At 63.5% G+C, this 12,986-nt stretch carries 11 protein-coding genes; 3 read left to right on the top strand and 8 right to left on the bottom strand.

The window, feature by feature from the left end:
* Positions 1-74 precede the first annotated feature (74 nt).
* Entirely contained in the window at positions 75-1,037 is a 963-nt protein-coding gene (locus AB4Y36_RS22790; protein WP_368617888.1) for a helix-turn-helix domain-containing protein, read from the top strand.
* Between the two features lie 4 nt (positions 1,038-1,041).
* On the opposite strand, the gene AB4Y36_RS22785 is transcribed toward AB4Y36_RS22790, so the two are convergent.
* The 5 genes from AB4Y36_RS22785 to AB4Y36_RS22765 all read right to left on the bottom strand — a co-directional run bounded on the left by AB4Y36_RS22785 (position 1,042) and on the right by AB4Y36_RS22765 (position 8,661).
* Positions 1,042-3,927 carry a winged helix-turn-helix domain-containing protein gene (locus AB4Y36_RS22785; protein WP_368684143.1) on the bottom strand — a complete coding sequence of 962 codons (2,886 nt, stop codon included), beginning with the start codon at positions 3,925-3,927 and terminating at the stop codon, positions 1,042-1,044.
* 48 nt (positions 3,928-3,975) lie between these two features.
* A complete protein-coding gene (locus AB4Y36_RS22780; RefSeq protein WP_368684142.1) occupies positions 3,976-5,697 on the bottom strand; it encodes an FAD-dependent oxidoreductase in 1,722 nt (573 codons plus the stop codon).
* A 25-nt stretch (positions 5,698-5,722) separates the two neighbouring features.
* On the bottom strand, positions 5,723-6,142 hold the full coding sequence (locus AB4Y36_RS22775) for a heme-binding protein (protein WP_368684141.1): 420 nt from the start codon (positions 6,140-6,142) through the stop codon (positions 5,723-5,725).
* Positions 6,143-6,277: 135 nt separating this feature from the next.
* Complete coding sequence (locus AB4Y36_RS22770; RefSeq protein WP_368684140.1) at positions 6,278-7,741, bottom strand: mechanosensitive ion channel domain-containing protein; 1,464 nt, start codon at positions 7,739-7,741, stop codon at positions 6,278-6,280.
* Positions 7,742-7,755: 14 nt separating this feature from the next.
* Positions 7,756-8,661, bottom strand: coding sequence for a LysR family transcriptional regulator (locus AB4Y36_RS22765; RefSeq protein WP_368684139.1), 906 nt, complete (start codon positions 8,659-8,661; stop codon positions 7,756-7,758).
* Between the two features lie 580 nt (positions 8,662-9,241).
* On the opposite strand from AB4Y36_RS22765, the gene AB4Y36_RS22760 reads away from it, so the two are divergent.
* The gene (locus AB4Y36_RS22760) at positions 9,242-10,321 is read left to right on the top strand and encodes an NADH:flavin oxidoreductase/NADH oxidase (RefSeq protein ID WP_368684138.1); all 1,080 of its coding nucleotides are present in this window, start codon (positions 9,242-9,244) and stop codon (positions 10,319-10,321) included.
* A gap of 15 nt (positions 10,322-10,336) precedes the next feature.
* Here AB4Y36_RS22760 and AB4Y36_RS22755 read toward each other — a convergent pair whose 3' ends face one another.
* Both AB4Y36_RS22755 and AB4Y36_RS22750 read right to left on the bottom strand, forming a co-directional pair.
* Entirely contained in the window at positions 10,337-10,636 is a 300-nt protein-coding gene (locus AB4Y36_RS22755; RefSeq protein WP_368617881.1) for a putative quinol monooxygenase, read from the bottom strand.
* A gap of 44 nt (positions 10,637-10,680) precedes the next feature.
* Positions 10,681-11,463, bottom strand: a complete 783-nt coding sequence (locus AB4Y36_RS22750; RefSeq protein ID WP_368684137.1) for an enoyl-CoA hydratase/isomerase family protein — start codon at positions 11,461-11,463, stop codon at positions 10,681-10,683.
* Positions 11,464-11,788: 325 nt separating this feature from the next.
* On the opposite strand from AB4Y36_RS22750, the gene AB4Y36_RS22745 reads away from it, so the two are divergent.
* Positions 11,789-12,139, top strand: a complete 351-nt coding sequence (locus tag AB4Y36_RS22745) for a BON domain-containing protein (protein ID WP_368684136.1) — start codon at positions 11,789-11,791, stop codon at positions 12,137-12,139.
* Positions 12,140-12,190: 51 nt separating this feature from the next.
* On the opposite strand, the gene AB4Y36_RS22740 is transcribed toward AB4Y36_RS22745, so the two are convergent.
* Positions 12,191-12,931, bottom strand: coding sequence for a response regulator transcription factor (locus AB4Y36_RS22740; RefSeq protein ID WP_368684135.1), 741 nt, complete (start codon positions 12,929-12,931; stop codon positions 12,191-12,193).
* Between the last annotated feature and the right edge of the window lie 55 nt (positions 12,932-12,986).

Here is a 12,986-nt window from a genome sequence, read left to right as displayed (position 1 = left end):
CCGTAGACTACCCGCGCCGGCCGCCACGCGATATCGTGCTGACAGGTTCCCGCACGGACACGGAGGAGAGATCCATGAACGCGCCACTTCTCATCGGCCAGTATGCGAGGTCATCGGAAACCATATCGTGTGAACCGGATCGCAGCCTCGTGCTTCCCGAAGTGCTGCGCTGGACGAGTGCAACGCCCAAGGCATGGGGCACGCGCATCGACAGCCAGTGCATTCTCGTCGCGCTTTGCCTGAACCAGTCGCTCCTGACGCTGGCGATAGACGGCGTGTCATTTCATGACGGCGTCGTCGATCGAGGCGCGGTGCTCGTGATACCCGCCGGTTCCCAGATCGATGCGCGTTTCGCGACGCCGAGCGACTTCCTGCATCTTCATGTTCCGCCATACTGGCTCACCGAGTGGCTGGACAACGACGAGGTGCCGGAAATCGATTCCGTTTTGTCCGAGCCGCAGCATCTTCGCGATCCGGTGGTCTTCAAGCTGACCGGCACGCTGTTGCGCGCGATTCACGGCAAAACCTCCACGAGCACGTTTTACGCGGACGGCATCATGTTGTCCATTCTCGCGCGCCTGCTCGAAATCATGGTCCTGCGCGCCACGATCAAACCCGCTCGCGCGCCCTCCGTCTCGCCGCTCGAGGCGTGGCGCGTGAAGATGGCAATCGATTTCATCGACCAGCGTATCGACCAGAGCATGACGTCGGCCGAACTGGGCGCGGCGGTCGGTCTGTCGCCCATGCACTTTGCGGCGCGCTTTCGCGCCGCGACGGGCACCTCGCCGCATACGTTCATCCTTCGCAGACGCATCGAACACGCCCAAACGCTGCTCGCCACCACGAAGTCGACGGTCGCCGATATTGCCTTTAGCGTGGGATTCCGTACGCAGGCGCACTTCACCACCGTGTTTCGACGCCACGTCGACGATACGCCGCATCGCTGGCGCGGCAAGCACGGGGCGACGGTGCGCCTGGGAGCGCGTGACCTTGCCAACGTGGCATGTCGCGCCACGCCCGACACGCTGACGCGCTGACGCGCTACACGTGGCTTCTGTGCGGACCGTCCAGCTTCGCTTGCGCTGCCTGGAGGTCCACCGTCTCGAACCCCTCGGTGAATTGCTCATAGACGGAAACCAGCACAGTTTGGGCGTGATGCGTCTTGCCAAACCTGTGGCTCAGTCGAGCGAGGCTGGTTGCCGCGCGCAGCGCCCAGGACAGTGCGCCTTGCTGACAGGAAAGCTCGATTGCCTGCTGATACAGGCTCTCAGACAGGCCCAGCATATCGAGCGCGTCGTTCTCTTCGAGTATTTCTCCCTTGATGCGCAACAGTTCCGGCATGCACCACAACTCGTCGTGCGCGTTCGCCCATTCCAGTGCTTCCTCGACGACCGCGCGCGCTTCCACGTTGCGCCCAAACGCGCGCAGCCCGCGCGCGTAGACCCCCGCGTACATCGCATAGCGCAGACCGATATGCTCGCGCCTGTACTGCTCCAGCCCGGCACGCAGTATCGGCAGACCGGACGGCTCGCCGCACTCGATCAGCACGGCGCCGTGCAGGCAACATGGCATCGCTTCGAAAATGACGAGCCCATGCTTTGCGAGGTGGTCCTGCAAACGCTTGAGATGGGCTCGCGCCGCGACCAGATCCCCCACCTGCAGGGCGATCGGCACCGATGCAAGCGCGAGCACATAGCCGAGCGTCAACGGATGGCCGCTGGCCTGCGCGTCGCTTCTTGCTTCGTGTTCCAGCCGCAGCGCCTGATCGGCCAGCCCCTGAATCCACAACACGTTGGACAGGATGGTTCTGGAGCCGTTGCGCCAGTCGACGTGGACCGGCGAGAGTTGCGGCCGCTGGAGCGGCGCGAGATGGCGGCTCAGCACGCGCTCGAGATGTTCGCGCGTTTCCGCCTGCTTGCCCATGTGATGCCAGGTGAACGCAGTGAGCCTGTCGCCATCCGAAAGCGCGACGGCGTTGCCCGATGCCTGTGCCACGAAGCGGAAATTTTCGAGCAGTGCGTCGGCTGCGCAGTTCTTGCCGGCATAAACCAGCGCGCAACAGCCCGCAAACAATGCGCGCAACTGATATTCCTTGTCATCGAGCGCTCGCGCAATCGTCAATGCCGTTCTCCACGCGGCGTCGACCTCGGGAATCACGCCGCACGTGTACATGGCCGCTGCAGCCAGCGCCGTATGAAGCTTCATGCGATAGCGCTCGAATGCGGGCGAGCCGCCATCGATGCCCAACAACGCCTGCTGCACGCGCTTGCGGCATTCCTCGAGCGACGACAGGCGCAGCCACGCCGGGATGGCCGCTACCGTGAGCGCCGCGCCAAGCTCGGCCTCCGCCCGTGCCGCAAACGCCCAGTCGAGCGCCGCGCGCCCGTCGTCGATCGCGCGCAAATGCCCCTCCACCCAGCGGCGTTCCGGCTGCGTGCTCCATTGATCCTCGGCGCGTGCGTACATGTCGAGAAAATGTCCGGCGTGACGGCGCGCGACGGTGTCCAGTTCGCCCGCGTCGGCAAGCTTGCGGCGCGCATAGTCGCGCGTCGAATCGAGCAGCCGGTAGTGCACGGTTTCGCCGCGTACGTCCGCGGTGACCATCGACTTCGCCACGAGGCTCGCGATCGCATCGATCGCATCGCGGCTGGAAATGCCGTCTCCGGCCGCCACCGCTTCGGCCGAACGCAGCACGAAGCTGCCCGCGAATATCCCGACGCGGCGCAAGACGACACGCTCGACCGCGGGCAGCAATTGATGACTCCAGTCCAGCATCGCGGCCAGCGTCCGGTGCCGCTCGGGGGCCGTGCGCCGCCCCTGCCCGAGCGCGAAAAAGCGGTCGTCGAGCAGGCCCAGCAATTCGCGCACGCCGAATGCATCGAGACGCGTGGCCGCGAGTTCGATCGCGAGCGCGATGCCGTCGAGCCGCCGGCAAATTTCGCCGACCACGGGCGCGTCGTCGTCGTCGAGTTCGAAGTCGCCGCGCCTCGCGCTCGCACGCTCCATGAACAGTTGCACCGCCGGATAGCGCAGCGCGACGTCTGCGGTCAGCCCCTCAGTGGCAAGCGGGCTGGCTAGCGGCTCGAGGCGGCACACGTGCTCGCCGGCCGCCGCCAGCGGCTCGCGGCTGGTGGCGAGCACCAGCACCCGCGGCGAGGCGCAAACGATACGCTCGACGATGGCGCAGGCGGCTTCGATGACGTGCTCGCAACTGTCGAGCACGACGAGCTGTGGGCGCTCGCGCAGCGCGAAATAGCTCGCCAGCGCCGAGGCGACGTCGTTCGAATGCACGGCCAAGCCCAACGCCGCCGCGACGACATTGGGCACGAGATGCGCGTCGGCAATCGTCGAGAGGTCGACGAACCAGACCTCGTGCTCGCCCGCTTCGGCCATTTGCCGCGCGAGCGCCAACGCCACCGTCGTCTTGCCGATTCCGCCCGGACCCGCAACGGTCACGAGCCGCGCGTCGAGCAAGGATTTAAGCAGCGCCTGAATGTCGGACGCGCGCCCGAGCGGGCGCACCAGTGCCAGCGGAACAGGGTTGCCGAGGCGAGGCTCTGCGCCGCCATGCGCCTCATCCGGCGCGGGCAATACCCGTTCCACCGGTGCGACGAAGCGATAGCCGCGGCCCACCACCGTGGTTAGATAACGCTGATCGTGCGGGCCTTCGCCTAGCGCCTTTCGCAACGCGGCGATTTGCACCTTGAGGTTGCCTTCCTCGACCACGGTGTTCGGCCAGGCCCGCGCCATCAATTCCTGCTTCGTGACCAGTTCGCCGCCACGCTCCACGAGCGCAACGAGAATCTCCAGCGCGCGGTTGCCCACCCGCACCGCATTGCCGCCATTGAACAGCATCCGCTGCGCGGGTATGAGCTGGAAAGCGCCGAACAGAAAGGCTTCGCCCGCGGCATCTGGATGATTGGCCACCACGCTTCACCTGATATCTGGCTGACACCGGCCAATATACCAGCATGGTCACACGACCCGCCGGATCGCCTCCCGCGCGCGCGATTGCCGCTCGGGCAGGACGCCGTGGATTTGCGGCACCACGCCCGCGCCCTCGCCGACCGCGGCCGACACGCGCTTGGTCGATCCCGAGCGCACGTCGCCGATCGCGAACACGCCGCTTACGCTCGTTTCCAGGGTGTGGCCGCCTTCGTCGCGCGCGCCATGCACCTCTGTGCCCGTCAGCACGAAGCCTTTGGCATCGGTCTCGATGCGGCACCCGTCGAGCCATTGGGTGTTCGGCTGTGCGCCGGTGAAGAGAAAGAGATGCCGTACGCTGAATGAAAGTTCACCTTGCGCGCCTTCGCACCTGACACCGGCGAGCCCACCATCGTCCTCGGCGAGGGAGGTCACTTGCGTGTCGGTATGGAGCGTCACGTTGGGTAGCCGGGCGATCCGGTCGATCAGGTACTGCGACATATGCTCCGCAAGACTGTGATCGCGCACGATGAGGTGCACATGCCGGGCATGAGACGCCAGATACACCACACCCTGTCCGGAAGAGTTGCCGCCGCCCACGACCACGACTTCCAGCCCCTGACACAGTTTCGCCTCGACCGGCGACGATCCGAAGAACACGCCCCGGCCCGTCAAGCGCTCGAGGCCTTCGATGTCCGGTTTCGCGTAGACGGCGCCACAGGCAATCACTATGGTATGCGAGGCAATGCGCTTGCCGCCGTCGAGCCCCACCGCGAGCGGGACGCCATCGCAACAAAGCGAAGTGACGCGCGTCGGAATCGAAATATGGACGCCGAACTTCTGTACCTGCATGAAGGCCCGTCCGGTCAACGCCTCTCCGGAAATGCCGGCCGGAAAGCCCAGATAGTTCTCGATCCGGGCACTCGTGCCGGCCTGCCCGCCGGGGCCCCAGCTGTCGAACATCGCCACCGACAAACCCTCGGAAGCCGCGTACACGGCCGCCGCCAGCCCGGCGGGCCCGGCACCGACGATGAGCACGTCGTAGACATGCCCGGGGTCGAAATCGGGCAGCCAGCCAAGACGCGTCGCAAGCTCGCTCTCATCCGGTGCGCGCAGCACCGTGCCGTCCGGACAGACGACGACCGGGAAATCGGCCTCGGTTGCCGAGAGGCGTTGCAGCAGCGACACGGTTTCGGGATCTTCGCGCGCGTCGATCAGCGAATACGGATACGAGTTTCGTCTGAGCAGATCCTGCAGCGCGATCAGGCGGGCGTCGGTCGATTCGCCGATCAGCACGGGGCCGCTGCCGCGCTCGATCAAGCTGACGCGCCGTAGAATCAGCGCGCGCATGATCTTCTCGCCCAGTTCGGCCTCCATGACAAGCAGCCTGCGTAGATCCTCCGACTGAATCACGATGGCGGTCGTGTTTTCGATGACGACGCCGTCGCCAAGGCACGGATGATCGAACAGCTGCGCGATCTCCCCCATGAACTGACGCGGACGATACTCGAAGGTGCGATGGACACGGCCCAGCGCATCGCGCCGGATCACACGCACATGCCCTTCGAGCATGACGACGAGGCCGGGAGCCGGGTGTCCCATCGAGAACATCAGTTCGCCGGCCCGCCACTGCATCACCGTGCCGAACGCGCGCGCCCTTTCGATTTCGCGCTCCGGCAGCAGCGGAAACATCTGCTCCTGCGGGCTCGACAGCACCGAGATCGGCGCATCGGTATCCGTCGAGCGGGTCATTTCCGGTTGGTCGTTTTCCATCGATGCCTCAATTCGCCATGAGCGTTCAGAAGGCGAGCGCGGCGAGCGCCGCCTCGGCAACCTCGATGTCCTGCTCGACGGTTCCCGCACTCGTGCCCACTGCGCCAATGACGTTCCCTTTGAAAACGATCGGAATGCCTCCGCCGAAGATCACCACCTTGCCGGCGTTGGATTCCTGTATGCCGTAGAGCGGCTTTCCCGACTGGGCGAGCGTCGCCAGATCGGCGGTCGCCGTGTCGAAGATCCGGGCGGTCGCTGCCTTGTCGATCGCAAGATCGATGCTGCCGATCAGCGCGCCGTCCTGACGAAGAAACGCGATCAGATGTCCGCCCGCGTCGACCACCGCGATGTTGTACGCGATGCCAAGGCTCGTGGCTCGCGCCTCGGCGGCGCCAACCATCTTCTTCGCATCGTCCAGCGTGAGGCTATCGTAGGATCGTGGCATGTCGCCCCTCGAATATCCGTACCGTGTCGTGTGACGCACTGCTAACGATAATCAAACAGGCTGATTCGCGCCGGATCCCCTGCGAGTGCGCAAAAGACCTTGCAAGGGGACAACGCCGATGCCGTGTTGCGCGACTCAAAACGTCAGGTCATGCAGCTCGCGGACCCTGTCGATCAGCCACTGAAAGAACGACTCTTCCGACTGGGCGGCGGGCTTTGACGTGCCCATCCGGTCGAGGGTCTGTTGACGGCGTGAAAGCAGTCCGCACATCGACTGGACGATGTGCGGGTAGTTCTTGAAGAGGGGCGTCAGCGCGTCTTTCTTGGCGCGATAGATCACGCCATTCGTGAGAGCCGTGACCGTCACGCGTGCCGCGAGGCCTGCAAGCAAGCCGTCTTCGCCACACGTTTCGCCCGGGCCGAACCGCGCCACCTCGATCTGTTCCGCGCCTTTGCTGGTCACCGCAGAGAGCACGCCGGAATCGACGATCATGAGCGCGTCGGACACGCTGCCCGATGTGATCAGCACCTCGCCCGCTTCGTAGGCGTGGCAGGACAGCGCCTGTGCGAGTCGCGCGAGTTCTTCGAGCGGCAAGGCGGCGAACAGTTGAACGCGGCGCAGCACGTCGATGCGCCCATCGCCCGAGCCCGCCGTCGGGTCGCGCGGGCGGGAATCGCCGGGGGCTCTGAGGTCGACCCCGGCCGCAGCGAGATGCCGATAGCAAAGATCGTAAAGCTCGTTGGACACCGCGGCTTTCTTGCCCATGTCGTCGACAAAGGCGGTCACTTCGTACGAGAGCGACTGGACGCTCGCCCCCTTCACGAGCACCGACGGCGCGGGGTCGGCGAGCACCGCGCGCACGCCCTCGAGCGCGAGACGTAGCGCATCGAGTACGACACCGGGCCGCGCCTCGGGCGTGATTTCGAGCGTGATGGTCAGGCCGTGCAGCGCCGCGGGGCGGCTGCTGTTGGTGATCTTCGCCTTCGCGGCCACGGCGTTCGGCACGATGATGACGTCGCCCTGCCCGGTCAGCAAATGCGTTGCGCGCCAGTTCATCTCCAGCACCTTGCCTTCCACGCCGTCGATGGAAACCCAGTTGCCGACTTCATATGGCTCGGTGGTATTGATCACGATGCCCGCAAAGACGTCGCTGAGCGTACTCTGGATCGCGAGGCCCAGAACGATCGCGAGCGCGCCAGACGTGGCAACGAGACCACGCACCGGCAGTTCGAGAACGAAGGCCAGCGAGGCGACCACGGCGGCAAGAAACGCGACCGCGCCGAATACGTCTTCGAAGAGCCGTTGACGGCGCCACGTCTCCGGCAGGAACAGGGTATCGAGCACGATGCTCAAAAGGCGCGCGCCGGTCAGCCACCAGATGATCTCGAGCACCGCGCCCGCCACATGCAGCGCGCGAGAGCCTTCGAACGGCGGCTGGGAGAAAGGACTCAGCCCCGAACTGAACAGCAGCGCACTCAGCGCCCCATAGATGCACAGTCGCGTGAGGAGTCTCGCCACTTCGTTGCGCGGCACGGCGCTGCGCCACACCGCGACGTCGATGGCCACCAGCGCGAAGCCGAAGATCAGCGGATTGTCCACACCGGCTCCCAGGGTCAGTCGAGCGCAATGAGCGTGTTTTTCAGGCGTGACTGAATGAAGTCGAGAAAGCACTGAATGCGGATGGAGAGCGTCAAGTTGCGGTAGAACACCGCGTGCACTGGTTGCAGCTCGTTGTTCAAGGCCTCGAACGTCAGTTTCACGAGGCGGCCGGCGGCGATGTCCTGCGCGGTCGTGAAGTTGGCAAGACAGGCGATACCCTGCCCCGCCAGCGCCAGTTGACGGATCGTCTCGCCGCTCGAGGCGCTCAAGGCAGGACGCACCTGAAGACACTTTCCGTCGGCGCTGCGCATGGGCCAGACGTTGCGCCACTCGCGCTCCGTGAAGCCAATCAGCAAGTGGCCGGCCAGGCCCTGAACACTCGCAGGTTCGCCGTGGCGAACGATGTATTCGGGGCTGGCCACCACCTGCATTTGCACCGCGCCCAACGGCCGCGCGCGCAGCGTCGAATCGCTCAACGCGCCCGTGCGAATTGCAATATCGGTGCTCTCGGCCAACAGGTCGATGTTGAATTCGCTCGTGTTGAGCTGGAGTTCGATGTCGGGATAAATACGGCGGAATTCCCCGATGTGCGGCACGATCGCATGCAGCATGAAAGCGGACGCGGCATTGATGCGCAACCTTCCCACCGGCGCTTGCAGGCGCCATGTGAGACGCTCTTCGAGGTCTTCCATGCGGTGCAGAATTTCCCTGGCATGGCCGAGGTAGAACGCGCCTTCCTCCGTGAGATGCATGCGGCGCGTCGTGCGGTTGAGCAGAGTCGCACCGACCTTCTCTTCCAGCTTCGACAGCGTACGGCTGACCGCCGAGGGGGCAAGGCCAAGGCTTTGCGACGCCGCTGTAATCGAACCCGATTCGACAACGCTGACGAAGATGGTGAGATCCTCAGAGGTGGCTTTCATTGGAATGACACGCAGGCTGCGCCATGACCTGTCCAACCTATTTCACGCGGGGAATACGTCGGCTATTGCATGCAGACGTCCCGATAGTCGACAGTGCGCCGATAGACATTTCGGCCGAGCCACGGGACGAAGGTAAATTCCATATACGCATCGCTGCAAACGATGATCCAGTTGTGTAACGTCACTTTCTCAGACTGATACATGTTTACTGACTCCAGAAGACCCGCCGCGTGAGCCACATGCCGGCACTCCTCACGACGATTTCAGAGTAGTCGTCCGCTGAAGGCAAGTCCACGCTACCATGGCATACGTCAATCGCCGCCCGCCGTGCAGGCACTATACGTTCGTATGGGAAGCATCGTCGCGCGACGCGAACGAATCGACCATCGGCGCACCCGCCTCGCAAAACTCGAATCGGCGGGACCCTAAACCTTGGTATAAGCCTTATACGGATTGCGCGAGCGCTTCGAACCCATCGTAGGGCTATGCGTCTGCCACGCGCCGCATTATCCTGGTCCCTGCCTGTTTCACGTCTACGCGTACGGAGGCCATCTTGGCGAACCCTGCCTTGTTTATGCCGATGAGAGTTGGCAATCTCGAACTGGCAAACCGCATCATCATCGCGCCGATGTGCCAGTACTCCGCGAAGCACGGCTGCATGAACGACTGGCATGTCGTGCATCTGGGCCACCTGGCCATCTCCGGCGCGGCGCTGCTCACCATCGAAGCGACGGCCGTGGTGCCCGAAGGCCGTATCACCTATGCGGACGTGGGGCTCTATGACGACCAGACGGAAGCCGCGATGCGGCGCACGCTGGAGGCGATCCGTCACTGCTCGGACGTCCCCGTCGGCATTCAACTGAGTCATGCCGGGCGTAAAGCCTCAACGGAGGTGCCGTGGAAAAAGCCCGCTCAATTCCCGCCTGACCACGCGCTCGGCTGGCAAACCGAAGCGCCCTCGCCGGTGGCGTATGCAGAAAACTACGTTCCACCTGTCGAACTCGATCACGAAGGGCTTCGCCGTGTGCGTCACGCGTTTGTCGCCGCGACGCATCGCGCACATCGCATCGGCATCGACCTGATTCAGCTGCATATCGGCCACGGCTATCTTCTGCACCAGTTTCTTTCGCCGCTCTCGAACCGGCGCACCGACGAATACGGCGGCACGCTCGAAAACCGCATGCGTTTTCCGCTCGAAGTATTCGACGAGGTTCGCGAAGCCTTTCCCCGCAACAAGCCGATCACCGTGCGCGTATCGGGCACCGACTGGGTCGAAGGCGGCTGGGATATCGAGCAGACCATCGCATTTTCCGCGGCGCTCGAAGCGCGCGGGTGTGACGCCATCCACGTCACCAGCGGCGGCCTGCACCCCGACCAAAAGATTCCAGTGGGACCCAACTACCAGGTGCCGCTCGCGCGTGCGGTCAAGGAAACCGTTTCGATGCCGGTGGTCGCAGTTGGATTGATCACGGGCTTCGAGCAAGCCGACGCCATCGTGTCGACCGGAGACGCCGATTTTATTGCGCTGGCCCGGGCGATACTCTACGACCCGCGCTGGCCCTGGCATGCCGCGGCGGACCTTGGCGCGCATGTTCGCGCGCCGAAGCCCTATTTGCGCTCGCAGCCTCGCCGCTTCAGAGACCTCTTTGAAAGCGAGTGAGCACAGACAATATGGTTAACTGGCGGCTTCGAGCGCGGTCAGCACCTTGACGTCCGGTGCAGAAAGCAGCCAGTTCACGACCTTGGCCCGATAGTTCTGATAGTGCGCGCTCGCCCTGTGCGCATCCATTGCGGCAGGACCGTCGTAGGTCTCGAACAAATGGAAGCTCGTTGGCCCTTCCGAAATGCGATAGAGGTCGTAACGCAAGTTGCCGGGCTCCTTGCGCGACGCGCTCACCATCCTGAGCAATTCTTCCTCCACGTCCTCAACATGCTCCGGCCTGGGGACGATGCTCGCGAAAACGCTGATATTCATAAGCTGGACCTCGAGAATCATTGAGCACATGCTGCAACCGGCCATCACTTCTCGCCGGACGCTTCCATTCTTTCCCGATACTCGCCGGGAACATGCAGCCTGCCGTTGAGATGGCCATACAATGCGATCCCCATCGATAGCGACGTGTCGTCGATGGCGTTCAGAAGGCGCTTCGCCGCGCGCTGCGCCGACGGCGAGAGCGCGAGCAATTCGGACACCATCTCGTCGGTGGCGCTCTCCAGATCGCTATCTGGCACGAACTCCGTCGCAATGCCCCAGTCATAAGCCTGCGGCCCGGGAATCTGGCGCGAACGCATCACGATATCCTTGGTGCGGCACGTTCCCACCATTTTCTTGAGCCGGGCCGCGCCTCCCGATCCCGGCAACTCGCCGAGTCTGCGTTCGGACAACGCATATAACGTCGTCTCAGTTGCAAGACGAAAATCGCAGGCCAGCGACAGCTCGAATCCCACCCCAAAGCAGTAGCCGCGATTCGCGGCGATCACGGGCTTGCCGCAGCGCGCAGGCGCAGATACGCTCCACGCCAGCCGCGAAATGCGCTCAGCAGAGGCTTCGGCCAGTCCGCTGAGATCACCGCCCCCGGAAAAATGCTCACCCGCCGAGCGAAGGACGATCACGCGAACACGGGGGTCTTCGTCCAGTGCCTCGAACACCACGCGCAATTGTTCACGCTCTTCGAGGCTCACGATATTGAGTGGCGGCCGCTGCAACACAATATCGGCGCGAGCATTCGAGTCCGCGAATTCCAGACGAAATCCATCGAGCTTGCTGAGCAAGATCTGCCCCGGGTGAACGATCTCGACCATGAATCTGCCTCTCGCGTCTGCGTGTCGAATAATTTGAATAGACCGCATCCATCATGAATGAATGGGCAAGCCGAATGATCAACTGAACGCCGGGTGTTGAGTCCAATATGCCACCCGTGCACCGGGACAGGAAGTTAAAAGTGGTAAAGCGTCGTAGTATCGCGGTCGGCTGGCGCCAGGGTGATCGAAAGTGATGCGCCGCTTAAAATGCGGTGCGATTGGGAAAGACTTCGGCAAACGAAACAGCTGAAAATGCTCCTGGAGGGCGATGTTCAGACGCCATTCTCACGGGGCGTAACCCCTCCTTCTTCCAAGGAGCACAGCGATGTTCTTACGCAAGCTTTTGCCCATCGTGGCTTTGACGGTCACTTCCGCTCTTGCTGTCGGCCCGTCATTGGCTCAAACCGACGCGTCGGCGCCCACATCGACAACGGTCAGCAAAGAGACCATCCGGGCCCAGAATCGCCAACTCGAAAACCAGGTGAGGCGCACGCTCACGAAGACCAAGGATCTTGACGCGGGCGGCATCATCGTCGTCGCGCGCAGCGGCAAAATCACGCTCGACGGGACGGTACCGGATGAGGATCAGATCCAGCTCGCCGGCACGGCTGCCGCCGGCGTACCGGGCGTGTCGAACGTGACCAACAACGTGCGTATGCGCGAAGCCGGCCACTGATGTGCGTGGTTCGGGGTTCGGGCGGCGGCTGCATGCGCCGCCCCAGGTTCGTCAATTAGCGCGGAGCAGATCGTGCGACGTCCCGTCGATGATTCCGAGCATCTCCGCCTTGGAGAGGAACTCGCTGAGGGTCTTTGTTCCGAGGCGTCGCATGCCCTCGCCGCGATAGATCTTCACCGTGATTTCCGTGATGCCCAACTCGTCGGCGATCTCGCGATTCGATGCGCCACAAGCAACGCAATGCATGACCTGCCTCTGGCGCGGCGTCAATTCGAGCCAGCGGCTTTTGACGTCCTGCGCCGCCGCGACATCCTCGATCCGTCGCCGATCGAGGTCGACCGCTTCCGCTATCGCCTCGAGCAGATCCTGGTCGCGCACGGGCTTGGTGAGGAAATTGACCGCACCGGCCTTCATCGCTTTCACTGTCATCACGATGTCGCCATGACCCGTGATGAAAATGACGGGATGCGCAATGCCGCGCTGCGAAAGTGCCTGCTGCACCATCAGCCCGCTCGCGCCGCGAAGGCGAACGTCCAGCACGATACACGCGGGACTGCGAATAGTGCCGCTTTCGAACGCGTCGATCAACGCCTCGCCGCGTGAGAACGCACTTGCCTTTATTCCCACCGACCTCAGCAATTGCTCGAGCGACTCCCTGACGTCGTCGTCGTCGTCGACCAGGAAGACCGTTGGCGCCTCACCGCCGTGGGTGACCGCATGCTTATCGCTCACTGAAGTGCCCCAAAGGGATTCGACAAAGCTAATATATACCGGCGTTATCGCCACCGCCATGCGAACCCGTTAGCGCAATCAAATCAGTGAGGCGCCACACAACCTCGTATACGGC

The sequence above is a fragment of the Paraburkholderia sp. BR10936 genome, from assembly GCF_040965735.1.
Classification (GTDB): Bacteria; Pseudomonadota; Gammaproteobacteria; order Burkholderiales; family Burkholderiaceae; genus Paraburkholderia; species Paraburkholderia nodosa_A.
This window is presented reverse-complemented; position numbering and strand designations above follow the sequence as displayed.

Bases quoted from the DNA above. Each gene is read 5' to 3' on its own strand.
- AB4Y36_RS22790 (WP_368617888.1), top strand. From the start codon at position 75: ATGAACGCGCCACTTCTCATCGGCCAGTATGCGAGGTCATCGGAAACC.
- AB4Y36_RS22780 (WP_368684142.1), bottom strand. From the start codon at position 5,697: ATGGAAAACGACCAACCGGAAATGACCCGCTCGACGGATACCGATGCG.
- AB4Y36_RS22775 (WP_368684141.1), bottom strand. From the start codon at position 6,142: ATGCCACGATCCTACGATAGCCTCACGCTGGACGATGCGAAGAAGATG.
- AB4Y36_RS22765 (WP_368684139.1), bottom strand. From the start codon at position 8,661: ATGAAAGCCACCTCTGAGGATCTCACCATCTTCGTCAGCGTTGTCGAA.
- AB4Y36_RS22760 (WP_368684138.1), top strand. From the start codon at position 9,242: ATGAGAGTTGGCAATCTCGAACTGGCAAACCGCATCATCATCGCGCCG.
- AB4Y36_RS22755 (WP_368617881.1), bottom strand. From the start codon at position 10,636: ATGAATATCAGCGTTTTCGCGAGCATCGTCCCCAGGCCGGAGCATGTT.
- AB4Y36_RS22750 (WP_368684137.1), bottom strand. From the start codon at position 11,463: ATGGTCGAGATCGTTCACCCGGGGCAGATCTTGCTCAGCAAGCTCGAT.
- AB4Y36_RS22745 (WP_368684136.1), top strand. From the start codon at position 11,789: ATGTTCTTACGCAAGCTTTTGCCCATCGTGGCTTTGACGGTCACTTCC.
- AB4Y36_RS22740 (WP_368684135.1), bottom strand. From the start codon at position 12,931: ATGGCGGTGGCGATAACGCCGGTATATATTAGCTTTGTCGAATCCCTT.